Source organism: Pseudomonas sp. S09G 359 (assembly GCF_002843605.1).
GTDB lineage: Bacteria > Pseudomonadota > Gammaproteobacteria > Pseudomonadales > Pseudomonadaceae > Aquipseudomonas.
Genome location: NZ_CP025263.1, coordinates 6,671,794 through 6,693,934, shown reverse-complemented (window position 1 = coordinate 6,693,934; position 22,141 = coordinate 6,671,794). Strand labels below are relative to the sequence as shown.

The window sequence follows — 22,141 nt, the reverse complement described above, 5'->3', positions numbered from 1 at the left end:
TTCTGCACAGGTATCAGCTTTCCAGCCAGACGTCCCGCGCCCAGTGCCACACCGATTCCCAGGTTTCTTCGGTGACCAGCTCTTCTTCGCCGGACCACAGCACCACGGTGCCGTCTTCTTCGACGCAGTAGTAGTCGTCACCGTCCTGGCAGATCGGGATCATGCTGCGGTCTACGCCGGCATCCCAGGCGTTGGCGGCCACGTCCGGTAGGTAGGTGTGGGATTGCGGGTCGGTGACGGTCACGGGCTCCAGGCTGCCGTAGACCACGTCGCTGACGGTCAGCAGGAATTCACGGAAGACAAACGGGATGTCGATGAACAATTGTTCTTCGATTTCCACCAGTTGGTCTTCGTCAGGCAGTTCCAGAGGAACCGGGACCGGTTCGTTGGCTTCACGCAATTGTTCGATGATTTCTTCCACGGCCGGGATCCTCTTGCTAGATGGCGCGGTTAATAGGGGCGTTTTATACAGTAGCTCGCTATAAGTGCAACCGTGAAATAGAAAACCCCGGACAGGTCCGGGGTTTTTTGTAACGGCTTGCTCAAGCGCGCGGGTATCAGCCGTTCTGGCGGATACCGGCGACCAGCCATGGCTGGTTGTCGCCTTGGGCACGTTCCATGTTCCAGCTTTCGCTGAACACTTCGCCCTGATCGAAGCGCGAGGTCTTCGACACACCGCTGAAAGTCAGGGTGGCGATGGTCTTGTCGGCGCGATCATCCACACCTTCCAGTTGAACGCGCAGGTCGTCGATGTAGGTCGACTGGAATGCATCGCCGATCTCGGCACGTTCGCGCTTGAGGAACTCCAGCAGTTGCGGGGTCACGAACTCGGAGATCTTGTCCATTTCGTTGGCGTCCCAGTGCTGCTGCAGGGACTGGAAGTGGCTGCGGGCCGCTTCGACGAAACGCTCTTCGTTGAACCAGGCCGGGGCGTTGATCACCGGGCGTGCAGCGGCAGGCGCTGACGAACCACCGAAGATCGAACCCATGGCTGGTTTTTGCTCGAACACTTCACGCTGCATCGGCGCGCCGGCTGGAGCCAGGTGCTCCTGTTGCTTGCGGCGACGGGCGGCGATAAAGCGGAAGATCACAAAGGCGATGACCGCCAGGATCAGGATGTCGAAGATCTGCATGCCCTGGAAGCCGCCGCCCATGAACATGGAGGCGAGCAGGCCACCGGCCGCGATACCGGCCAGAGGGCCCAACCAGCGCGAAGCACCGCCGGCCTTGGCAGCAGCGCCAGCAGCACCGGCTGCGCCTGCAGTGGCAGCCGCCCCGCCCATGCCGCCGGCGGATGGAGCCATTTGGCTGGTCTGGTGAGTCGGTGCCGAGCCCATGCTTTTGCCGCCACCGAAGCGTTTGGCGTTGGCGTCGAGGCTCATCGTCAGGCCGATGCACAACGCCATGGCGATGCTAAGAAAACGTTTCATAAAGGGAATTCCCATTTGTGGATTGCACGCGCGCCATGTTGCACAGGTGTCGTGACAGTGGCTAGCGGCATAGTGTTTCGGGCTTTTGCGTAAGACCAAATCCGAAGGGTCTGTAAGACTAATTACAGATATTGGCCCGCCACCTGTAAAAACAAGGGCGGGCCACAATCCTTCATGCAGGAAGATGTATCAGATTGCTTCGAGCTTCGCGTAACCCATCATCAGCCACTTGCTGCCTTCGGCGAAGTTCACCTGCACGCGGGCCTGGGCGCCGGCGCCTTCGAAGTTGAGGATCACGCCTTCGCCGAAGATCGCATGCTTGACCTGCTGGCCAAGGCTGAATGGGGTTTCCGGAATCTCTGAGCCAGCGAACATGCTGCTGGAGTTCTGCTGCTGGCCGCCGCCGAACGGGCGGCTGACGCTGTTGGACAGGCGCACTTCCTGAATCAGCCCCTTCGGCACTTCACGTACGAAGCGCGACACCTTGTTGTAGGTTTCGCTGCCGTACAGGCGTCGGGTCTCGGCGTAGGTCATCACCAGGTTCTGCATCGCCCGGGTGATGCCCACGTAGGCCAGGCGGCGCTCTTCCTCAAGGCGGCCGGGCTCTTCCAGGCTCATCTTGTGGGGGAACAGGCCTTCTTCCATGCCCACCAGGAACACATACGGGAACTCCAGGCCCTTGGCGCTGTGCAAGGTCATCAGCTGGATGCTGTCTTCATGCTCGTCGGCCTGGGTGTCGCCGGCTTCCAGCGAAGCGTGGCCGAGGAACGCGGCGAGCGGAGTCAGCTCTTCATCTTCCTCAGTGTTTTCAAATGCCCGCGCGGCGCTGACCAGTTCCTCAAGGTTTTCTACCCGGGCCTGGCCTTTTTCGCCTTTTTCCGCTTCGTGATAGGCGATCAGCCCGGACTGTTCGATCACGGTCTGGGTCATCAAATGCAGGGGCATTTCCGCGCACTTGGCCGCCAGGTTTTCGATCAGCTCGACAAACACACCCAACGCTCCGGCCGCACGGCCGGTCAGGCCTTTATTGGCGATGAGCAAGCGCATGGCTTCCCACATCGACACATCGGCGTGGCGTGCGTGGTCGCGAATGGCTTCAACGGTCTTCTCACCGATGCCACGCGCCGGGATATTGATCACCCGCTCCAGCGCGGCATCGTTGCCACGGCCTTCGAGTAAGCGCAGGTAGGCCATGGCGTTCTTGATTTCGGCACGTTCGAAGAAGCGCTGCCCGCCATAGATGCGATACGGGATGCGCTCACGCAGCAAGGCTTCTTCCAGCACCCGCGATTGGGCGTTGGAACGGTACAGAATCGCGATGTCGCTGCGCGCCAGGCCGGTTTTCAGCGCGCTTTCGATGGTTTCCACCACATAGCGCGCTTCATCGTGCTCGTTGAAGGCGGCGTACAGGTTGATTGCCTCCCCTTCGCCGCCGTCGGTCCATAGCTCTTTGCCCATGCGCCCGGTGTTGTTGGCGATCAAGGCGTTGGCCGCCTTGAGGATCCCGGCGGTGGAGCGGTAGTTTTGCTCCAGGCGGATGGTGATCGCGTCCGGGAAGTCGTCGGAATACTGGTAGATGTTCTCGATTTTCGCGCCACGCCAGCCGTAGATCGACTGGTCGTCGTCGCCCACTACCATCAGGCTGTCGCCGCCCTTGGCCAGCAGGCGCAACCAGGCGTACTGCACGGCGTTGGTGTCCTGGAACTCGTCCACCAGGATGTGGCGGAAGCGCTTCTGGTAATGCGCCAGCAAGCCCGGGTTGTCGCGCCACAGGTCGAGGGCGCGCAGCAGCAGCTCGGAGAAGTCGATGACGCCGGCGCGCACGCAGGCTGCCTCGTAGGCTTCATAGATGCTGCGCATGGTGGCCAGGAACAAGTCGCCGCTGGCCTGGATATGCTGCGGGCGCAGACCTTCGTCTTTCTGGCCGTTGATAAACCACTGGGCCTGGCGCGCGGGCCAGCGCTGTTCGTCGAGGCCCAGCTCGCGGATCACCCGCTTGACCAGGCGTTGCTGGTCGTCGCTGTCCAGAATCTGGAAGGTCTGGCTTAGGCCGGCTTCCTGCCAGTGCGCCCGCAACAGGCGGTGCGCCAGGCCGTGGAAGGTGCCCACCCACATGCCGGCCGGGCTGATGCCCATCAACTGCTCGATGCGATGGCGCATCTCGGCAGCGGCCTTGTTGGTGAAGGTCACCGACAGGATGGAATGCGGGGACGCGTTCTCGACCTGGATCAACCAGGCGATACGGTGCACCAGCACTCGGGTTTTACCGGAGCCAGCACCGGCCAGGACCAACTGACGGCCAACGGGGGCTGCTACAGCCTGGCGTTGGGCATCGTTGAGGGAGTTCAGCAAAAGGGAGAGATCATCGCGCATCGGCGCATTCTATGGCCCCCGGGGAAGTGGGGCAAATCCCAATGCCGGGTGGTCGGCGGAAAATATTCAGGCTGATGACTGGTCGGTCAACGGCCGCAAGCCGCGCCGCGCCTCACTCAAGCCGTCTGGGCCCTAGGTTTGCGGTGGGTGAACGTGGGGTTTTTATGACGTGGAGCAGTTTGGCCCAAGCGCTTGCTTGTGTATGCTCCGTCGACGTTTCGGGCTCACCATTATAAGAACACTGCCTATGACCCTCAGCACCGACCTGCTCGGCCCCTCGTTGGCGCCCGCGCAGGTTATCCGCAAACACTACGCAACCGAGATGGCGGTCGAGCGCACGCGCTTGCTGTATCAAGGTTCGTTGCTGCCGACCTTATTGATGTTGGTAAACGGCCTGGTCTGCGCTTGGCTGTTGTGGAACCCCAAGCAATACCTGTTGGACAGCATCTGGCTGGTCTGGCTGCTGGCCCTGGTCGCCATGCGCGTGATCCAGGTGGCAGCCTTTGATTCGGCGATGCCCAGCCGCCAGGCCCAGCCCATTTGGGGGCGTATGTTCATGCTGGGGTCGGCGGTCAGCGGCTTGACCCTGGCCACCGCCGCCATCGCCCTGGTGCCGGTCGACAGCTTTATGCAACAGGCCTGGGTGTTCGGCCTAATCGGCGCCGCGACGCTGTCGGCCAGCGTGGCCTATGCCGTGAGCCTGCCGGCGTTCCTGTCCTTTGCCTTGCCGTGCCTGGTGCCGGCCATCGCCTACCTGTTCTGGAACGGTACGCCGCAGCAGCAGGGTTGGGGCGTGCTGGGCTTGATCCTGCTGGCATCCCTGAGCGTGGTGGCGTGGCAGGTCAACCGCTTGATCCAGCGCGGGCTGCTGCGACGCTTCCAGAACCAGGCATTGATCGAGCACCTGCAACAGGCGCAGCAACGCAGCGAGCAACTGAACCAGGACTTGGTACGTGAGGTCGAGCAGCGCCGGCAGGTCGAGCAGGAACTGCGCGAAGCACAAGTCGGCCTGCAGGACCGCGTGGCGCAGCGTAGCCAGGAGCTGGACGCCGCCAGCCTGGCCCTGAATAAAAGTGAAGCGCGCCTGGCCATGGCCCTGCAAGCCAGTGAACTGGGGCTGTGGGACTGGAACCTGCAAACCGACGAAGTCCACCACACCCAGCTCAAGGAGCTGTTCGGCCTGGAGCCTGAGTACGTCACGGCGATGCTCAGCCACCTCAAGCCGCGCTTGCACCCCGAGGACTTGCCATTGCTCAAGCGCGCCTTGGTGGAACACCTCAAGGGTCGCAGCGAGGATTACCTGGTGGAGTACCGTGTGCGCCATGGCGATGGCCACTGGGTGTGGATCGAAGACCGCGGTCGCGCCGTCGAACGTACGCCCAGTGGGCGCGTCACGCGCATGCTCGGTACGCGGCGCGATATCAGCGCCGGCAAGGCCCTGGAGGAACAGCAGCGCCTGGCCTCGACGGTGTTCGAAGCGGCCAGCGAAGGCATTGTGATTCTTGACCCGGAGTATGTGCTGGTTGCCGTCAACCAGGCGTTCAGCCGTGTCACCGGCTTTGACATCGACGACATGATCGGCCGCAATGTCGTGGAGTTGCCCAGCAGCCGCGACGCGCGGCGCCACTTCCCAGTGATCCGCCAGGCGTTGCTCAGCCATGGCACCTGGCAGGGCGAACTGGTTGAAACGCGCAAGAACGGCGAGCTGTACCCGCAGTGGCTGCAATTGAATGTAGTGCGCGATGTTCGCGGAAAAGTCAGCCATATCGTGGGCTTCTTCGCCGATCTGTCGGCGCGGCGCGAATCCGAAGAGCGCATGCGCTACCTCACCCACTATGACGAATTGACCGGGCTGGCCAACCGCTCGCTGTTTCGCGAACGCCTGCGCGAAGCCCACCAGCGCGTGCGTCAGGGTGGGCGCAGCCTGGCGTTGCTGCACATCAACCTCGACCGCTTCAAATTGCTCAATGACAGCCTCGGCCATGAAGTGGCCGACCAACTGTTGCAGAAAATGGCCCGGCGCTTGATCAATGCCTTGCCGGAAGCGGACACCATTGCGCGCCTGTCCGGGGATGAGTTCGCCGTGCTGTTTGACGCCTACGGCAACTTGTCCAGCCTGGCGCGGGTGGCCACACGGCTGCTGGCGAAACTGCGTGTGCCGGTCACAGTGGAAGGGCATGAGCTGGTGGTCAGTGCTTCCATGGGCGTCAGCCTGTTACCGGATAATGCGCGGGAAATTTCCGCGCTGGTCAGCCAATCGAACATGGCCATGCAGCATGCCAAACACCTGGGCGGCAACAACTTCCAGTTCTACACCGACAGCCTGCAAGCCAGCACACTTGAGCGATTGCAGCTGGAAAACCACCTGCGCAAGGCCATCGAAGAGCGCCAGCTCACGGTGTTCTACCAACCGAAATTGTGCCTGGCCAGCGGCAAGCTGAATGCCGCCGAAGCGCTGGTCCGTTGGGACCACCCGCAGTGGGGCAGGGTGCCGCCGGGGGACTTTATCGGCCTGGCCGAAGAGACCGGGCTGATCGTGCCGCTGGGTGAATTCGTGCTGCGCCAGGCCTGCTGGCAAGCCTGCGAGTGGCAGCGCGAAGGGCTGGCGCCGATTCGGGTGTCGGTGAACCTGTCGGTGCATCAGTTGCGCCAGGGCAAGCTGGTCAGCCTGGTGCGCCAGGTATTGGAAGAAACCGGCCTGGACCCGCAATACCTGGAGCTGGAACTGACCGAGAGCCAACTGCTCGACAGCGTTGAGCACATTATCGCGACCTTCCAGCAACTGCGCGACCTGGGCGTGAAGCTGGCCATCGACGACTTTGGCACCGGCTATTCGTCCCTCAGTTACCTCAAGCGCATCCCGGTGGACTACGTAAAAATCGACCAGACCTTTATCCGTGGCCTCGGCCAGGGGCGCGAAGACGCGGCCATCACCCGGGCCATTATCGCCATGGCCCATGGTTTGGCCCTTAAGGTGGTGGCCGAGGGCGTAGAAGATCAGCAGCAGCTGGATTTCCTGCGCGGGGAGCGTTGCGACGAGGTGCAGGGTTACCTGATCAGTCGGCCGATGGAGGCCGAAGGGTTGGCAGATTTGTTACGGAAAAATGCAGATTTTCCCTAGTGCTGCGCCGCCAGCCCTTGTTGCTACAACTTGGCTGCCCTTAGATTCAAAGGCGAGCAGGGCGATTTAGTGATGCATCGGACGGGTAAAACGACAATTCTTGTAGTATAACTACAAGCTTGCTACATCCCTGGCACCTGCCAATAACAAGAGTCCTGTCCTTTGAACCTGTTGCAACATATCGCCCAGTCGCGCCACCTGTTACGCAAATCGGAACTCAAGGTTGCCGATCACGTGCTGCTTGACCCTGCGGCCGTGATGCACAGTTCCATGGCCGACCTGGCTCACAGCGTGGGCATCAGCGAGCCGACCATCGTGCGCTTCTGCCGCGCCATCGGTTGCTCCGGGTTCCAGGACTTGAAACTCAAGCTGGCCCAGAGCCTGGCTGCCGGTGCCAGCTTCGGGCAGTTTGCGATCCACGAAGACGATTCCGTCGCCGACTACAGCCTGAAAATCTTCGACACCACCCTGCACACCTTGATGGAAGTGCGCGAGAAGCTCGACCCGGTAGAACTGCAAAAAGCCGTGACCGCCATGTCCCAGGCCCAGCGTGTGGAGTTCTACGGCTTTGGTGCTTCCGGTGCGGTGGCGGCGGATGCCCAACACAAATTTTTCCGCTTGCTGCTGACGGCGGCGGCCTACAGCGACCCGCATATGCAGGCGATGTCGGCGGTGACCTTGAAGCCTACCGATGTGGCGATCTGTATTTCCCAGTCGGGCCGCTCCAAGGACCTGCTGATCACCGCCAACCTGGTGCGTGAAAGCGGCGCGTCGTTGATCACCCTGTGCCCGAGCCAGACGCCGTTGGCGGAATTGTCCACGGTCAACCTGGCGATCGATGTGCACGAAGACACCGAAATCTACACGCCGCTGACCTCGCGTATCGCCCACCTGGTGGTGATCGACGTGTTGGCGATGGGTGTGGCCATGGCGCGCGGGCCGAGCCTGGTCAACCACCTCAAGAGTGTGAAGCGCAGCTTGCGCAGCCTGCGTCTCTCGCCCAAATCCGTCAAAGCCCTCGACGACTGACTACAGTCCAAACCCATTCCAAATGTGGGAGGGGGCTTGCCCCCGATTGCAGTGTGTCAGTCACTGAATGTTTTGGCTGATACACCGCTATCGGGGGCAAGCCCCCTCCCACATTTGCATCTCCTGTGTGCCCAGAATCTTCACCAGGCTGTCATCGCCGTGTCATCCCCCAGGGCCATCCTGAACTCCCTCGTACTCGCTTTGGGAGACTTGAAATGGCCCGTCCCTACGAAGACAGCAACAGCTCCGTCAAGACCCGTCGTCAGCAGGAAGACCAACGCCGCATGGCGTTCCGTCGTGCAATCGAAGATCGCTGCGACGAGCGCCAACTGCTGCAAAGCATCAGTGACTACCCGGAACTCCACTGGCAGGCACCCGTGGCTGCCCAGCGAAACGCTCAGCCAGCGCGCTGATCTGTAGCCGTTCGCTGCGAATAAAGCCCAGGAACGCATGGGCCACCGGTGACAGGCGCTTGGCTTTGGCCTGCACCAGGCACCAGCTGCGGTACAGCGGCAGTTCTTCCACCGGCAGCTCCTTGAGCCCGCCGGTGGCCAGTTCCATGTTGACGGCATGGCGCGTCAGCAGGGCCACGCCCAGGCCGGCACAGACACATTCACGCTGCGCCTCAGCCGAGGCCACTTCCACCGTCTGGGTGAAGTGCACGCGTTTCTCCTTGAAATACTCCTCGCAGGCCAGCCGCGTGCCGGAGCCCGGTTCGCGCAACAGCAGCGTGTAGGGTTCCAGGTCCTGCAGGCGCAGCGGCCCTTGCAGGCTCAACGGATGATCGGGGGGCGCCACGGCGACGATCGGGTTGTTGAGGAATGGCAGGAACTCCAGGCCCATGTCCTGGGGCACCATGGACATGATCACCAGGTCATCGCGGTTGTCCGAAAGCCTACGGATCACCTGGGCGCGGTTGACCACCGTGAGGTGCAACTGCACCTCCGGGTGCTGGCGCTTGAACGCGGCAAACAGGTGCGGCACGAAGTACTTGGCGCTGGACTCAATCGCCAGCTTCAACTGGCCTTGCAGTGAGCCTTGCATGTCCGACAGCTGCATATCGAGGTTTTCCAGGCGCCCGAAAATATCCCGGCTGGCCCGTTGCAGGGCTTCGGCGGCCTCGGTCATGTAGAGCTTTTTGCCGACATAATCGAACAATGGCTGGCCGATCAGCTCTTCCAGCTGACGAATCTGTAGGCTAACAGCCGGTTGGGTGAGGGACATTTCCTCGGCTGCGCGGCTGTAAGAGCGCAAATCACAGACTTCATTGAAAATCTGCAACTGACGCAATGTCATACGCATCAATGACTTACGCATTTTATAAACCTTCAGTCCGGGCCTGGTGCGTCGACTATAAGTCTTTACTTATACACAACCCAATAATTATTGATTTTTGTTAATCCCTGCTGAGGCTTAGTGTGTGTCTCGCGACTGTCATGAAACATTTGGTCACGCGCCGACCCGGGTCTAGCGGGTCGAAGAACGCAGCAATCGGCTCAAGGGAATTTCCAAGTGATAAAAAAGATCCTGATCGCCAACCGTGGTGAAATTGCCGTACGAATCGTGCGTGCCTGCGCCGAGATGGGCATTCGCTCGGTCGCGGTCTACTCCGACGCCGACCGCCATGCGTTGCACGTCAAGCGTGCCGACGAAGCCCACAGCATCGGTGCCGAGCCCCTGGCCGGTTACCTGAACCCGCGCAAGCTGGTGAACCTGGCCGTGGAAACCGGTTGCGATGCACTGCACCCCGGCTACGGCTTCCTGTCGGAAAACGCCGAACTGGCAGACATCTGCGCCGAACGTGGGATCAAGTTCATTGGCCCCTCCGCTGAAGTCATCCGCCGCATGGGCGACAAGACCGAAGCGCGCCGCAGCATGATCAAGGCCGGTGTGCCGGTTACCCCAGGCACCGAAGGTAACGTTGCCGACATCGCCGAGGCCCTCACCGAAGGCGACCGCATTGGTTACCCGGTGATGCTCAAGGCCACCTCCGGTGGTGGCGGCCGCGGCATCCGCCGTTGCAACAGCCGTGAAGAACTCGAACAAGCCTTCCCCCGTGTAATTTCCGAAGCCACCAAGGCCTTCGGTTCGGCGGAAGTGTTCCTGGAAAAATGCATCGTCAATCCCAAGCACATCGAGGCGCAGATCCTCGGTGACAGCTTTGGCAACGTGGTGCATCTGTTCGAGCGCGATTGCTCGATCCAGCGCCGTAACCAGAAGCTCATCGAAATCGCTCCAAGCCCGCAGCTGACGCCTGAGCAGCGCGCCTACATCGGCGACCTGTCGGTACGTGCGGCCAAGGCCGTGGGCTACGAGAATGCCGGCACCGTGGAGTTCCTGCTCGCCGAGGGCGAGGTGTACTTCATGGAAATGAACACCCGGGTGCAGGTGGAACACACCATCACCGAAGAAATCACCGGCATCGACATCGTTCGCGAGCAGATCCGCATCGCCTCCGACCTGCCGCTGTCGGTGAAACAGGAAGATATCCAGCACCGTGGTTTCGCGTTGCAGTTCCGCATCAACGCCGAAGACCCGAAGAACAACTTCCTGCCCAGCTTCGGCAAGATCACCCGTTACTACGCGCCCGGCGGCCCCGGCGTGCGCACCGACACGGCGATCTACACCGGCTACACCATCCCGCCGTTCTACGATTCCATGTGCTTGAAACTGGTGGTGTGGGCGTTGACCTGGGAAGAAGCCATGGACCGCGGCCTGCGCGCCCTGGACGACATGCGCCTGCAAGGCGTGAAGACCACCGCCGCCTACTACCAGGAAATCCTGCGCAACCCGGAATTCCGCAGTGGCCAGTTCAATACAAGCTTTGTGGAAAGCCACCCTGAGCTGACCAACTACTCGATCAAGCGCAAACCCGAAGAGCTGGCCCTGGCCATCGCCGCCGCCATCGCCGCCCACGCAGGCCTGTGAGGAATATTCCAATGACTAAAGCTCTTGTTTCCAAAAGAATCTTCGTAACCGACACCATCCTGCGCGACGCCCACCAATCGTTGCTGGCCACCCGCATGCGCACCGACGACATGCTGCCGATCTGCGACAAGCTCGACAAAGTCGGCTACTGGTCCCTGGAAGTCTGGGGCGGCGCGACCTTCGACGCCTGCGTGCGCTTTTTGAAAGAAGACCCGTGGGAGCGCCTGCGCAAACTGCGCGCCGCGTTGCCTAATACGCGCCTGCAAATGCTGTTGCGTGGCCAGAACCTGCTGGGCTACCGCCACTACAGCGACGACGTGGTCAAAGCCTTCGTCGCCAAGGCCGCCGTGAATGGCATCGACGTGTTCCGCATCTTCGACGCCATGAACGATGTGCGTAACTTGCGCGTGGCCATCGAAGCGGTGAAAGCCGCCGGCAAGCACGCCCAAGGCACCATCGCCTACACCACCAGCCCGGTGCATACCGTCGAGGCCTTCGTGGCCCAGGCCAAGCAGCTGGAATCCATGGGCTGCGACTCGATCGCGATCAAGGACATGGCCGGCCTGCTGACCCCGTATGCCACCGGTGAACTGGTCAAGGCGTTGAAAGCCGAGCAGAGCCTGCCGATCTTTATCCACTCCCACGACACCGCCGGTCTGGCCGCGATGTGCCAACTCAAGGCCATCGAAAACGGTGCCGACCATATCGACACCGCTATCTCCAGTTTCGCCTGGGGCACCAGCCACCCGGGCACCGAGTCGATGGTCGCGGCCCTTAAAGGCAGCGAATTCGATACCGGCCTGAGCCTGGAGTTGCTGCAAGAGATCGGCCTGTACTTCTACGCCGTGCGTAAGAAATACCACCAGTTCGAAAGCGAATTCACCGCCGTCGACACCCGCGTGCAAGTCAACCAGGTGCCCGGCGGGATGATTTCCAACCTGGCCAACCAGCTCAAGGAGCAGGGCGCACTCAACCGCATGAGCGAAGTGCTGGCCGAAATCCCGCGTGTGCGTGAAGACCTCGGCTTCCCGCCGCTGGTGACCCCGACCTCGCAGATCGTCGGCACCCAGGCGTTCTTCAACGTGCTGGCCGGCGAGCGCTACAAAACCATCACCAACGAAGTGAAGCTCTACCTGCAAGGTGGCTACGGCAAGGCGCCGGGCACGGTGAACGAGAAGCTGCGCCGCCAGGCCATCGGCAGCGAAGAAGTGATCGACGTGCGCCCGGCCGACCTGCTCAAGCCGGAAATGACCAAGCTGCGCGGCGAAATCGGCGCGTTGGCCAAGTCCGAGGAAGATGTGCTGACCTACGCCATGTTCCCGGACATCGGGCGCAAGTTCCTCGAAGAACGCGACGCCGGCACCCTGGCGCCTGAAGTGCTGTTGCCGATCCCCGAAGCCGGCGGCGTGGCCCGTGCCGGTGGCGAAGGTGTACCGACCGAGTTCGTCATCGACGTGCACGGCGAAAGCTACCGCGTGGACATCACCGGTGTCGGCGTCAAAGCCGAAGGCAAGCGCCACTTCTACCTGTCCATCGACGGCATGCCCGAAGAAGTGGTGTTCGAGCCGCTCAACGAGTTTGTCAGCAGTGGCGGCAGCAAGCGCAAGCACGCCACCGAACCGGGCCATGTGAGCACGGCAATGCCGGGCAATATCGTCGACGTGCTGGTCAAGGAAGGCGACGTGGTCAAGGCCGGCCAGGCCGTGCTGATCACCGAAGCCATGAAGATGGAAACCGAAGTGCAGGCAGCCATTGCCGGCAAGGTGACCGCCGTTCATGTGGCCAAGGGCGACCGGGTCAACCCGGGTGAAATCCTGATTGAAATCGAAGGCTGATCCAGCCTTCGACACTACCGCTTAATCCTCGGGGGGGCAGGTGCCCCCCTTTTTTTTCGCCTGGGATTTATGCCTGGCCGGGGTTAGAAGCGCATCTTCCACTGTGCCATCAGGCCCTGGTTGCTGCTCTGGTTGCCGGATTGAGCGCTGTAGGTCAGGCCGAGGGTATGTTGCGCCGACCAGGCGAGGTCCAGGCCTGCTTGCAGTGCCAGGCTGTTGCGGTCCAGTGAGGTGCCGTTGAGGGTGAAGTCATCCATCAGCGCCGGTTTGTAGCGAAAGGACTGGCTAACCCGGCTGTCGACGTTGCCGTAGAGGTGTTTCCAGCTTGTGCTGAGGTGCGGCGTGAGGCTCATCTGGCTATCGAATTGGTACACGCTCGCCAAGCGCAGGCCGAAGGTGCTGCTCAGGTTTTGCTGAGTTTGTGAGCCGACGTTCAGCGCGGTCACGCCACCGCTTTCCTTGTAGCCGTCGCGTTGATAACGCTGGTAGCCGAGGCCGGTGAATGGCTCGACGCTCAGCGCGCTACTGCCCAGTTGATAACCCAGTTCCGAAAAGACGCTCTGGCTTTGGGCGTTGTAGCTGCCCCGCAGGTGTTCCTTGTAATCGAGCAGGGTGACACTGCGTTTGTTTTGCCCCGCGTGGCTGCTGTAAAGCGCCCCCAGGCGCAGGGCCATGGGGCCGTCGCGGCGCACGGCGTAGCCACCCAGGTGCCAGCTGTCGAGGTCGCCGGCAAAGTCCCGGGTACTGAATTGGCTGGTGCTTTTTGCCCCCGTTACCCCGAGCCGCCAGGCAGAATCCACTGCCCAGTCGGCGCCCATCAACAGGCCTTGGGTCGCGTATTTAAGGCTGGCGCTGCCGCCTTGCTGGTCGAGACTGCCGTCGTTGCCCAGGCCTTGCACCCAGAAGTGGCCCTGATCGTCGTCGGGCAGGGCGCGCAGGGTCGAGAGCAGCTGGGTGTTGAGGTGCTGCGTGGTGGCATCGGTAGCCGCGGCGAGATTGGCGTTCTGGCTGCCGGCCAATTGCTCAAGGCTTGCGCCGATGCCGCCGGGTTGTTTTTCAAGTGCATCGGCGAATATCTCCAGTTGCTTGATCTGCACGGAGCTCAGCTTTCCCGATTCGAGCAAACGCTCCAGCGCCGGTTCCAGTGCCTTGGCCACCTGCAAGCCGTTGTGTGTGGTGGCCTTTTCGGTGAGATAACCGTCGATGGGAGCGGCTTGCACCTCAGGTATTTCGTACCATTCGGCCTCAATCACATCATCGGGCTGCACCCGGTGGCTGCCTTGCGCGTGAATGGGTTGAACGCAGACAGCGCCGATCACAAGGGCTGTGACAAGGGCGAATTGTGGGAGTGTACAGGGCATGTAATTCCAACCTCAGATGAATGAGGCCGGGAATTTAGCGGGATGCCGGGGGGATAAATGTCAGGCTGGCGACCGTCGTTTTGCGGGAGTTGTCTCTAGTATGCGGCGATAAAGAACGCCTCTACCCTGTACCTTCACCGCGTGGGTTATCTGCAATTTATTGCGTAATTTTCCTGTATTGCCTTGTATAAATGCATTTTAATGCATCTGTGCAGCGTGGGCACCCCTTGTAGATGCACTATATTGCGCATATGTTATTAAGAACTTGCTTTTGGGTGCATTAAATTGCAAATGAACACCACCTATCAGATGACGCTTCAGGTCTTCGTCACAGGTCATTGGCATGATGCTGTGCGCCTGGAGTTTCCCGAGCCGCAGAAGGGGTTCAAAGGTACTTGCCGGTTCGCTTACAAAAGTGAGTACCTCGTCGAAAACCTGGAAGACATTCAACTGCCTTTTTGCAAGGCGGTGAGCGTTCGGTATCCGCTGGATTGGGAAATTAATTTTCTTCAGGCTGCGCCTGCGTTTTTGCACGATATCGCGCCGGCGGGTGCCGCGAAGCGTTTTCTGATGGCGCGGGTCGGCCGGGACAAGCCGGACGATATCGATGCTGATCTTTTTTTGCTGGGGCACAGCACGCCCGCGCCTATAGGCAACATGCGTATCAAAGAGTCGGTCGAGGCGTTGAGCGACAGGCCCCCCATTGGCTTTCCCCGACAGGAAGTGATTATTCGCGATCACGCCTTTTTGGATTATGCCTACGAGCAAGGTGCGGCAATTGGCGGAGCCAGCGGCGCCGGTGGGGAAGCACCGAAGTTACTGATGGCGGAAGACGCAAAGGGGCTGCTGTACCCGGATGCGATATTGGATGACGCTGATGTTACCCAGCACTGGTTCATCAAATTTGCGCGTAACAAGGCTACACAGACCGACCAAGACATTCTGAGAAGTGAATTCCACTACTACAAGGCGCTGCAGGCCCTCGGGATAGAAACGGTTGCCGTGAAGGGGCTGGCATTGGAAGAGGCCGCCAAGCCCAGCCTGTGGATGCATCGCTTCGATCGCAAGGTCACTGAGCAAGGTGTCGAGCGCTTGGCTGTCGAGTCCATCTACTCTATGGCGAACGTGCTGATCCCGGGCGCTGAAATGTCGCATTTAGAGGTCATCCAGCTTTTAGTGAATGAATGGATCAAGGTGGGCCAGAAGGACCAGGTCAGTGATCTCGTTGCGGAGTATTTACGCCGGGATTTGCTGAATAAGGTGCTGGGTAATTCGGACAACCATGGTCGTAATACGTCCGTGATCCGAGAGCGCGCCTCTCTACGCCTGGCGCCTATCTATGACTTGGCCCCCATGGTGATGGACTCCGAGGGCATCGTTCGAACCACGCGATGGCCCGAACCATTGGAGGCGGGCGGCCAGATAAACTGGCGAGGCGTGTGTGATGCGCTTGCAGGAATAATTGACCCGCAAGAGGCTTTCGAGCGCTTGCGCAAAGACGCCGATCATCTGCGTGCTTTACCGGACATTCTGGTCGACGGCGGCATACCCTCCGTCACCCTGAACCATCGCCACATTCCGCTGGGGAAACTGGACCAGCGCCTGCAAGAGTGGGGGCTGAGATGACCACCAGCATGGATACCCGTGCCTTGTTGATCGAGCGTATCGAACAAGGCCTGGCCGACGGCTCTCTCGAAATCGGCGATGCGGTACGCCGCTTGCGCACCGAAGTCACCGGGCTGCACCAGAGCCAGTTCGCCAAGATGTGCAAAATCTCTGTGCGCACCCTGGTGCATATCGAGCATGGCGAGGGCAACCAGACCCTCAAATCGTTGAACGCTGTGTTCAGGCCGTTTGGCTTGAAGATGGGAGTGGTGAAGCTTAACCGCCGCTTCTAATGCGCTTATCCGCGGCGCACATACCCCTTGCCGTAATGCCGCTCCATGCGCGCCTGGATCAGTTCCAGGCCCAGGGACATCACCCAGTAAATGATCGCAGCGGTGGTGAGCATCTCGATGTAACGGTAGCTGGAGCGGCCGTAAGACTGCGCCAGGAACATCACTTCCCACACGCCCATCACCGAGATCAGCGACGAGTCCTTGAGCATCGAGATGAACTGGTTGGTGGCTGGTGGGATGATGGTGCGCATGGCTTGGGGCAGGGTGACGTGCCAGAAGATCGCACTGTCGCGCATCCCCAGCGCCAGCGCGGCTTCCCGTTGGCCGTGGGGTACGCCGAGGATGCCGGCGCGGAAGATTTCGCTGAGGTAGGCGCCATAGTTCAGTGACAGCGCGATGATCCCGGCGACGATGGCGCCGGGCACGAGGCCCAGTTGTGGCAGGCCCAGGTAGATCAGCAGGATCTGGATCAGCAGCGGCGTGCCGCGAAAGAACGAGGCGTAGAAACTGGCGATGCCAAAGGCCACGGCACTTTTCGACAAGCGCCCCAGTGCGGTAACAAAGCCCAATATCGACGACGCCACGATCGAACACAGGCACAGAAACACCGTCAGCGCCGCGCCTTGCAGGAAGCCGTTGGGTGCCAGGTGCAGGCCGACCAGGTTGGGCAGCTTGTCGAGGATGATCGAGAACTTCAGGTCAAAGCTCAGGAAGAAGCTGGCGAACAGGGCGAACAGCGCCGCCCAGGTCAGGTAGAGCCGCATGCGAAAGCCCAGCAGCCGCTGCAGCAAAGGTGGCTTGGTAGGCGTCATTGGCTGATGTCGGCACCGATCCATTTTTGCGACAGCTTGCTCAAGGTGCCGTCCTGTTTGAGCTGGGCGAAGACTTCACGCACCTTGCTGTCCCACTGCGGGTCGCCTTTTTCGATAGCCACCGAGTTGGGCTCCGAATACAGGGCCTCGCCGGCGAGCTTGAAGCGTTGGTCTTGGTTCAGGCGCGGCTGTGCAGTGACCAGGTTGGTGAGGATCGCATCCAGGCGCACGCCGGCGCCCAGGCCGAGGTCCTGGAACGCCACGTTGTCGGTGTCGTAGGGGGCGATCTGCACATCCTCGAACGGGTACTGCAGCTGCGTGTCTTCGGCGCCTTCGATCACCAGGTTCTTGTTCAGGTAGCTTTCATAACTGGAGGCGCTGGTGAGGCCGACTTTCTTGCCGCTGAGGTCCTTGGCACCGTGGATTCGATCATCCTTGGCGTTGACCACGATCACGGCAGGGGAGGCGTAATACTCCACCGGGAAATCAAACACTTCGGCGCGGGCTTTGCTCGGGGTCATGGAGCAGATGCAGATGTCGTAGCGGCCACTCCAGCGGCCGGCGGCAATCACGTCCCAGGACGGGGTTTCCAGGCGCAGCTTGACGCCGAGCTTCTGTGCCACGGCCTTGGCCACGTCAACGTCGAAGCCGTCGAGTTGGTTCTGCTCGTTAAGAAACGAGAACGGCGGGTAGCTCTCCATCAACACGCCCACCAACTCTTTCTTCTGTTCGACGCGGTCCAGGGTGGCGCCGCCGAAGGCTTGTGTGGAAGCGGCCAGAATCGTCAGGCCCAAGGCCAGCAGCGGTTTCAGTTTCACGGGAAAGACCTTTATAAAAAAGAGTTGATATGTATGAAATTGAACGTATTAAATAGTTATAAGAACGACTCTCATAGTGAGTTATTTTCATAAGCTTATGAGTAAAAAGCATATGGGCGCAGGTACAGTAATTCTTGATGGCGGCATGGGCCGTGAACTGCAACGCCGTGGTGCGCCCTTCCGGCAGCCCGAGTGGTCGGCGTTGGCCTTGAGCGAGGCCCCACAGGCGGTGGAGGCGGTGCACGCGGCTTACATCGACAGTGGCGCCAACGTCATCACCAGTAATAGCTACGCAGTGGTGCCGTTTCATATCGGCGAAGCGCGGTTCGCGGCCGAAGGGCAGGCCCTGGCGGCATTGGCGGGTGAGTTGGCGCGCAGGGCAGTAGACGCCTCCGGCAAAGCCGTGCAGGTGGCCGGCTCGCTGCCGCCGCTGTTCGGTTCGTATCGTCCCGACCTGTTTGAGCCGCAGCGTGTGTCTGAGTTGCTGACGCCGCTGGTACAGGGCCTGGCGCCCCATGTTGACCTGTGGTTGGCGGAAACCCAGAGTTCGATTGCCGAGGCGCGCGCAATCCACGCCGGTTTGCCTCAGGATGGCAAACCGTTCTGGCTGTCATTTACGTTGAAGGACGAAGACACCGACGAGGTGCCACGCCTGCGTTCCGGTGAACCCGTCGCAGACGCGGCCGAAGCGGCGGCGCAACTGGGGGTGCAGGTGTTGCTGTTCAACTGCAGCCAGCCCGAGGTGATTGGTGCGGCCATTGATACCGCTCGCCAGACCTTCGAGCGCCTGGGGGTGACGATCCAGATCGGCGCCTACGCCAATGCCTTCCCGCCACAGCCCAAGGAAGCCACGGCCAACGACGGCCTGGACCCTTTGCGCGATGACCTCGACCCGCCCGGTTACCTGCACTGGGCAGCCGATTGGCAGGCGCGTGGGGCCACCCATCTGGGCGGCTGCTGCGGGATCGGGCCCGAGCACATTGCGGTGCTGGCCGAGAAACTGCGGTAGTTGAATCAACCCATACCCTCTGTGGGAGCGGGCTTGCTCGCGAAGGCGGTGGATCAGTCGATAGCTTCAGTGACTGACACACCGCCTTCGCGAGCAAGCCCGCTCCCACAGGGGTTGGGTTTTTTATCGGCACTCGGTCAGTGTTTTCAGTTGGCCTGAACCGCTCTGGTTGGCCTCCGACAGCCACGTTTCAAACCCTGCGCCAATCGCAGGCCATTCCCCATCCAGAATCGAATACCACGCGGTGTCGCGGTTCTGCCCCTTCACCACCATATGCTGGCGGAACACCCCTTCAAAACTGAAGCCCAGCCGCTCGGCCGCATATTTGGAGCGGGCGTTGCCGTTGTTGCACTTCCATTCCAGGCGGCGGTAGCCCAGGTCGAACGCGTGTTTGGCCAGCAGGTACACAGCCTCGGTGCTTTTCGGTGAGCGCTGCATCGGCGCGCCGAAGGTAACGTGGCCGATTTCGATACGACCCTGGGCCGGCACGATGGACATCAGGCTGAGGATGCCCTGTACCTGGCCGCTGGCACGGTCGATCACGCTGAAAAAGTACGGGTCGGCACTGGTGGCGTGGTTGTTCAGCCAGGCATCGAACGCGGCACGCTCGGGAAACGGGCCATAGGGCAAATAATCCCACAGCTTGGGGTCGGCGCCAGGGCCTTCAAGGGCTTGGAACAGTTGATCGGCGTGGCGCGCCGGGTCGAGTTTTTCCAGGCGGATAAAGCGCCCTTCGAGCAGTTGCACGGTGGGCGCCGGGGCGCCTTTCCAGTCGGCAAGCGAGGTTGTCATGGGGTTCTCCTTAAAGGCCTTTGCGAAACTGGATAAAGCCGGGGCGTTCGGCGATGCGTTCATACAGTTGAATCGCGGTGGCGTTGGTTTCGTGGGTTAACCAATGGACTTTGCAGCAGCCGTCGGCCTTGGCGGTGGCGTAGACGAACTCGATCAGCTTGCGCCCGACGCCGGTGCCGCGTTGGGCCGGGTCCACCAGCAGGTCTTGCAGGTAGCAGGAGTTTTCGATGCTCCAGTTGGAGCGGTGGTAGATGAAATTGACCATGCCCACCGCCTTGCCATCCTGCCAGGCCAGCGCCGAATGGGTCGGCTCGCTGGCGTCGATCAGGCGCTGCCAGGTGCTTTGGCTCACGGCCTCGGGCAACTCGGTGTTGTAGAACTTCAAGTACGCCTGCCACAGCGGCAACCAGGCGGCGTGGTCGGCGGCGGTGACCGGGCGGATGTCGATCTGGCTCATTCTGAAACTCCTTGGGGAATAAAGCGGGCGAGGGTCTGGTCGCGCACATCAGTGCTGGCCGCCAGGCCTTCGCGCACGCCGGCGATGTCTTCGGCGCTGCGGTTCTGGCTGAGTTTGCGTTTGCCGACCAGGCGTTCGATCGGCAGGGCAAAGCCGACGATGGCCTTGAGCATGCCGTCGATGTAATCGGCGGGGGCGTCGCTGACTTTCCACGGTTGTGCACGGCCGCCTTCGTGGCGGTCGGTGAGGGCGCTGACCAGCGTGAGCAGGCGCTCGGCGTCGGTGAATACCTGCGGCAGGCCATAGGCGTGCACCGCCAGGTAATTCCAGGTCGGCACCACTTTGCCGTGCTCGGCCTTGGCCGGGTAGAACGCCGGGCTGATGTAGGCCTCGGCGCCGGCGAAGATCACCAGCGCTTCGGCGCCGTGTTGCAGGTCCTGCCATTGGCGATTGGCCTTGGCCAGGTGCCCGTAGAGGGTGCCGTTGGGGCCTTCATCGGGGTTGAGCAGCAACGGTAAATGGCTGGCCACCAGGCCTTGCTCGCCAAAGGTCACCAACTGCGCCAGGCGCGTGTGGTGCATCAGTTGCTGCAGTTCGGGCAAATCGTCGAGAGCAAAGGCGCGAGGTGTGTACATGAAGATTTTCCTTGGCGAATGCCTGCATCCTAGGCAGGCTAATGGTTCGTTGTAAGAGCCATCTATAGCCAATTTCATAGGTCCAATTCGATGCCGCCGATTGAGCCACCGCTGTCGTTCAACCCCGCCGGTATCGAACTGGACCGCCGCCACGGCCTGACACGCCAGCTCTACCAGGCCTTGCGCCAACGGGTGCTGGACGGGCGGCTGGTCAGCGGCACGCGGCTGCCCGCCAGCCGCGACTTGGCGGCAGCACTGTCGATCTCGCGCAACAGCGTGGTACGCGCCTACGACCAGCTGTATGCCGAAGGCTTTATCGAAGGGCGGGTGGGCGACGGCACCTATGTGGCGCAACTGCCACAAACTCCCGGGGCCGCAAAAAAATTATCCACAAAAGTATCCACAGGGTTTTCAACAGGCTTATCCCCAGGGTTATCCACAGATTGGCTGGATTTACCGGTTATTTCATCCAGCCAAGTTATCCACAGTCCGGCTTTGGGGCGGGTGGAAACCAACCATCTACCGTTGCCACCGACGGGCCCGCCACGGGCGTTTCGGGTGGGGGTGCCGGCGTTCGATCTGTTCCCGTTCGACGTGTGGGCCAAGCTGAATGCGGCTTTCTGGCGTAAGCCGGACCTGCAGCAACTGTGTTACGGCGACCCCGCGGGGGATGCGCGTTTGCGCGGCCTGATCGCAGCGTACTTGCGCAGCTCGCGTGGCCTGCAATGCACCGCTGAGCAAATAGTGATCACCAGTGGCGCGCAGCAGGCAATCAGCCTTTGTGCACAGTTGCTGGTGGGGCCGGGCGACAGCGTCGCGATTGAAAACCCAGGCTACCGCGCCGCCGGCCATGCCTTCGCGGTTGCCGGTGCGCACCTGCACGGCGTGGCAGTGGACAGCGAAGGTATCGATTGCACGGCGCTAAATGCCATCAAGCAGTGCCGCCTGGCCTATGTCACGCCCTCTCACCAATACCCCATGGGCGTGGTGATGAGCCTGGCGCGGCGCCTGGAGTTGCTGGCTTGGGCCGAACGCACTGGCGGCTGGATCATCGAGGACGACTACGACGGTGAATACCGTTACAGCGGCGCACCCCTGGCGCCGCTGGCAGCGCTGGACCGCAGCGGGCGAGTGCTCTACGTCGGCACGTTCGGCAAGGTCGCGTTTCCGGCGTTGCGCCTGGGTTATCTGGTGCTGCCCGCGGAGCTGGTGCAGGCCTTCGCCCGGCGGCGGGCGGTGGATGTACGCCACTCCGAGGTCAGCACCCAGGCGGTGATGGCCGAGTTCATGGCCGCCGGTCATTTCCAGCGGCATGTGCGCCGCATGCGCCGCGCCGCGTTGAGCCGTTTGAACACCTTGCTTGGCGAATGGCCCGAGGGTATCGAGGGCATTGGCAAACTGCCAGGTGTGGCGGCCGGGTTGCACCTGACGGTGCCGGTACACAACGTGGCTCGGGAGCAGGTACTGGTTGCCCAGGCTGCGGCGGCGGGCGTAGAGGTCAATGGGCTGAGCAGTTACTGGTTGCCCGATTCCGGCACGCTGTCAGACCAGCGTGCCGGGCTGGTCCTGGGTTTTGCGGCCGTACCCGAAGCGCAGATCAGCCAGGCACTGGCGCGGTTGCGTCAGGCCTGGAGATAATCCGC

General features: G+C 61.3%; 19 protein-coding genes. 9 read left to right on the top strand and 10 right to left on the bottom strand.

The annotated features are described in order from the left end of the window. Positions 1-13: 13 nt before the first annotated feature. The 3 genes from CXQ82_RS30855 to uvrD all read right to left on the bottom strand — a co-directional run bounded on the left by CXQ82_RS30855 (position 14) and on the right by uvrD (position 3,803). A complete protein-coding gene (locus CXQ82_RS30855) occupies positions 14-421 on the bottom strand; it encodes an SMI1/KNR4 family protein (protein ID WP_017739032.1) in 408 nt (135 codons plus the stop codon). Between the two features lie 136 nt (positions 422-557). Continuing rightward, positions 558-1,430: a Tim44 domain-containing protein gene (locus CXQ82_RS30850; RefSeq protein WP_101273662.1), complete on the bottom strand. Its 873-nt coding sequence runs from the start codon at positions 1,428-1,430 to the stop codon at positions 558-560. Between the two features lie 189 nt (positions 1,431-1,619). Beyond that, positions 1,620-3,803 carry a DNA helicase II gene (uvrD, locus tag CXQ82_RS30845; RefSeq protein ID WP_101273661.1) on the bottom strand — a complete coding sequence of 728 codons (2,184 nt, stop codon included), beginning with the start codon at positions 3,801-3,803 and terminating at the stop codon, positions 1,620-1,622. A gap of 247 nt (positions 3,804-4,050) precedes the next feature. Between uvrD and CXQ82_RS30840 the strand changes: the two genes are divergently transcribed. The 3 genes from CXQ82_RS30840 (at position 4,051) to CXQ82_RS30830 (ending at position 8,366) form a co-directional block, all read left to right on the top strand. Further along, entirely contained in the window at positions 4,051-6,924 is a 2,874-nt protein-coding gene (locus tag CXQ82_RS30840) for an EAL domain-containing protein (protein ID WP_101273660.1), read from the top strand. Positions 6,925-7,086: 162 nt separating this feature from the next. Next, on the top strand, positions 7,087-7,953 hold the full coding sequence (gene hexR, locus CXQ82_RS30835) for a transcriptional regulator HexR (protein ID WP_003177007.1): 867 nt from the start codon (positions 7,087-7,089) through the stop codon (positions 7,951-7,953). Positions 7,954-8,168: 215 nt separating this feature from the next. Then, the gene (locus CXQ82_RS30830; RefSeq protein WP_101273659.1) at positions 8,169-8,366 is read left to right on the top strand and encodes a PA3496 family putative envelope integrity protein; all 198 of its coding nucleotides are present in this window, start codon (positions 8,169-8,171) and stop codon (positions 8,364-8,366) included. Here CXQ82_RS30830 and CXQ82_RS30825 read toward each other — a convergent pair. After that, the gene (locus CXQ82_RS30825; RefSeq protein WP_101273658.1) at positions 8,296-9,270 is read right to left on the bottom strand and encodes a LysR family transcriptional regulator; all 975 of its coding nucleotides are present in this window, start codon (positions 9,268-9,270) and stop codon (positions 8,296-8,298) included. The genes CXQ82_RS30830 and CXQ82_RS30825 overlap by 71 nt on opposite strands. A 195-nt stretch (positions 9,271-9,465) precedes the next feature. Between CXQ82_RS30825 and CXQ82_RS30820 the strand changes: the two genes are divergently transcribed. Both CXQ82_RS30820 and oadA read left to right on the top strand, forming a co-directional pair. Beyond that, positions 9,466-10,881 (top strand): acetyl-CoA carboxylase biotin carboxylase subunit, encoded by a 1,416-nt coding sequence (locus tag CXQ82_RS30820; protein WP_101273657.1) that lies wholly within the window; start codon positions 9,466-9,468, stop codon positions 10,879-10,881. An 11-nt stretch (positions 10,882-10,892) separates the two neighbouring features. Then, positions 10,893-12,716: a sodium-extruding oxaloacetate decarboxylase subunit alpha gene (oadA, locus tag CXQ82_RS30815; protein ID WP_101273656.1), complete on the top strand. Its 1,824-nt coding sequence runs from the start codon at positions 10,893-10,895 to the stop codon at positions 12,714-12,716. An 83-nt stretch (positions 12,717-12,799) separates the two neighbouring features. Here the strand turns inward: oadA and CXQ82_RS30810 are convergent, their stop codons facing one another. Beyond that, entirely contained in the window at positions 12,800-14,077 is a 1,278-nt protein-coding gene (locus CXQ82_RS30810; protein WP_101273655.1) for an autotransporter domain-containing protein, read from the bottom strand. 291 nt (positions 14,078-14,368) lie between these two features. Between CXQ82_RS30810 and CXQ82_RS30805 the strand changes: the two genes are divergently transcribed. Together CXQ82_RS30805 and CXQ82_RS30800 are read left to right on the top strand one after the other, a co-directional pair. After that, a complete protein-coding gene (locus tag CXQ82_RS30805) occupies positions 14,369-15,703 on the top strand; it encodes a HipA domain-containing protein (RefSeq protein WP_101273654.1) in 1,335 nt (444 codons plus the stop codon). After that, complete coding sequence (locus CXQ82_RS30800; RefSeq protein ID WP_101273653.1) at positions 15,700-15,975, top strand: helix-turn-helix domain-containing protein; 276 nt, start codon at positions 15,700-15,702, stop codon at positions 15,973-15,975. Before CXQ82_RS30805 ends, CXQ82_RS30800 begins: the two co-directional genes overlap by 4 nt. Positions 15,976-15,980: 5 nt before the next feature. Here CXQ82_RS30800 and CXQ82_RS30795 read toward each other — a convergent pair whose 3' ends face one another. Both CXQ82_RS30795 and CXQ82_RS30790 read right to left on the bottom strand, forming a co-directional pair. Beyond that, on the bottom strand, positions 15,981-16,751 hold the full coding sequence (locus tag CXQ82_RS30795) for an amino acid ABC transporter permease (protein ID WP_101273889.1): 771 nt from the start codon (positions 16,749-16,751) through the stop codon (positions 15,981-15,983). Between the two features lie 32 nt (positions 16,752-16,783). Then, positions 16,784-17,605, bottom strand: coding sequence for an ABC transporter substrate-binding protein (locus tag CXQ82_RS30790; RefSeq protein WP_101273652.1), 822 nt, complete (start codon positions 17,603-17,605; stop codon positions 16,784-16,786). Between the two features lie 112 nt (positions 17,606-17,717). On the opposite strand from CXQ82_RS30790, the gene CXQ82_RS30785 reads away from it, so the two are divergent. After that, positions 17,718-18,614, top strand: a complete 897-nt coding sequence (locus CXQ82_RS30785) for a homocysteine S-methyltransferase family protein (protein WP_101273651.1) — start codon at positions 17,718-17,720, stop codon at positions 18,612-18,614. A gap of 123 nt (positions 18,615-18,737) precedes the next feature. Here CXQ82_RS30785 and CXQ82_RS30775 read toward each other — a convergent pair whose 3' ends face one another. From CXQ82_RS30775 to CXQ82_RS30765, 3 genes are read right to left on the bottom strand one after another with little or no spacing between them, the layout of a single operon-like run. Then, a complete protein-coding gene (locus tag CXQ82_RS30775; protein ID WP_101273650.1) occupies positions 18,738-19,406 on the bottom strand; it encodes a GNAT family N-acetyltransferase in 669 nt (222 codons plus the stop codon). A 10-nt stretch (positions 19,407-19,416) separates the two neighbouring features. Beyond that, entirely contained in the window at positions 19,417-19,863 is a 447-nt protein-coding gene (locus tag CXQ82_RS30770; RefSeq protein ID WP_101273649.1) for a GNAT family N-acetyltransferase, read from the bottom strand. Continuing rightward, complete coding sequence (locus tag CXQ82_RS30765) at positions 19,860-20,498, bottom strand: FMN-binding negative transcriptional regulator (RefSeq protein WP_101273648.1); 639 nt, start codon at positions 20,496-20,498, stop codon at positions 19,860-19,862. The genes CXQ82_RS30770 and CXQ82_RS30765 overlap by 4 nt, the downstream gene beginning before the upstream one ends. 90 nt (positions 20,499-20,588) lie before the next feature. Here CXQ82_RS30765 and CXQ82_RS30760 point away from each other — a divergent pair, with 90 nt between their 5' ends. Continuing rightward, the gene (locus CXQ82_RS30760) at positions 20,589-22,136 is read left to right on the top strand and encodes a PLP-dependent aminotransferase family protein (protein ID WP_101273647.1); all 1,548 of its coding nucleotides are present in this window, start codon (positions 20,589-20,591) and stop codon (positions 22,134-22,136) included. The last annotated feature ends 5 nt before the right edge of the window (positions 22,137-22,141 follow it).

Bases quoted from the DNA above. Each gene is read 5' to 3' on its own strand.
- CXQ82_RS30825 (WP_101273658.1), bottom strand. From the start codon at position 9,270: ATGCGTAAGTCATTGATGCGTATGACATTGCGTCAGTTGCAGATTTTC.
- CXQ82_RS30785 (WP_101273651.1), top strand. From the start codon at position 17,718: ATGGGCGCAGGTACAGTAATTCTTGATGGCGGCATGGGCCGTGAACTG.
- CXQ82_RS30760 (WP_101273647.1), top strand. From the start codon at position 20,589: ATGCCGCCGATTGAGCCACCGCTGTCGTTCAACCCCGCCGGTATCGAA.
- CXQ82_RS30805 (WP_101273654.1), top strand. From the start codon at position 14,369: ATGAACACCACCTATCAGATGACGCTTCAGGTCTTCGTCACAGGTCAT.
- CXQ82_RS30830 (WP_101273659.1), top strand. From the start codon at position 8,169: ATGGCCCGTCCCTACGAAGACAGCAACAGCTCCGTCAAGACCCGTCGT.
- CXQ82_RS30775 (WP_101273650.1), bottom strand. From the start codon at position 19,406: ATGACAACCTCGCTTGCCGACTGGAAAGGCGCCCCGGCGCCCACCGTG.
- CXQ82_RS30800 (WP_101273653.1), top strand. From the start codon at position 15,700: ATGACCACCAGCATGGATACCCGTGCCTTGTTGATCGAGCGTATCGAA.
- CXQ82_RS30810 (WP_101273655.1), bottom strand. From the start codon at position 14,077: ATGCCCTGTACACTCCCACAATTCGCCCTTGTCACAGCCCTTGTGATC.
- CXQ82_RS30850 (WP_101273662.1), bottom strand. From the start codon at position 1,430: ATGAAACGTTTTCTTAGCATCGCCATGGCGTTGTGCATCGGCCTGACG.
- CXQ82_RS30770 (WP_101273649.1), bottom strand. From the start codon at position 19,863: ATGAGCCAGATCGACATCCGCCCGGTCACCGCCGCCGACCACGCCGCC.
- CXQ82_RS30765 (WP_101273648.1), bottom strand. From the start codon at position 20,498: ATGTACACACCTCGCGCCTTTGCTCTCGACGATTTGCCCGAACTGCAG.
- CXQ82_RS30840 (WP_101273660.1), top strand. From the start codon at position 4,051: ATGACCCTCAGCACCGACCTGCTCGGCCCCTCGTTGGCGCCCGCGCAG.
- oadA (WP_101273656.1), top strand. From the start codon at position 10,893: ATGACTAAAGCTCTTGTTTCCAAAAGAATCTTCGTAACCGACACCATC.
- uvrD (WP_101273661.1), bottom strand. From the start codon at position 3,803: ATGCGCGATGATCTCTCCCTTTTGCTGAACTCCCTCAACGATGCCCAA.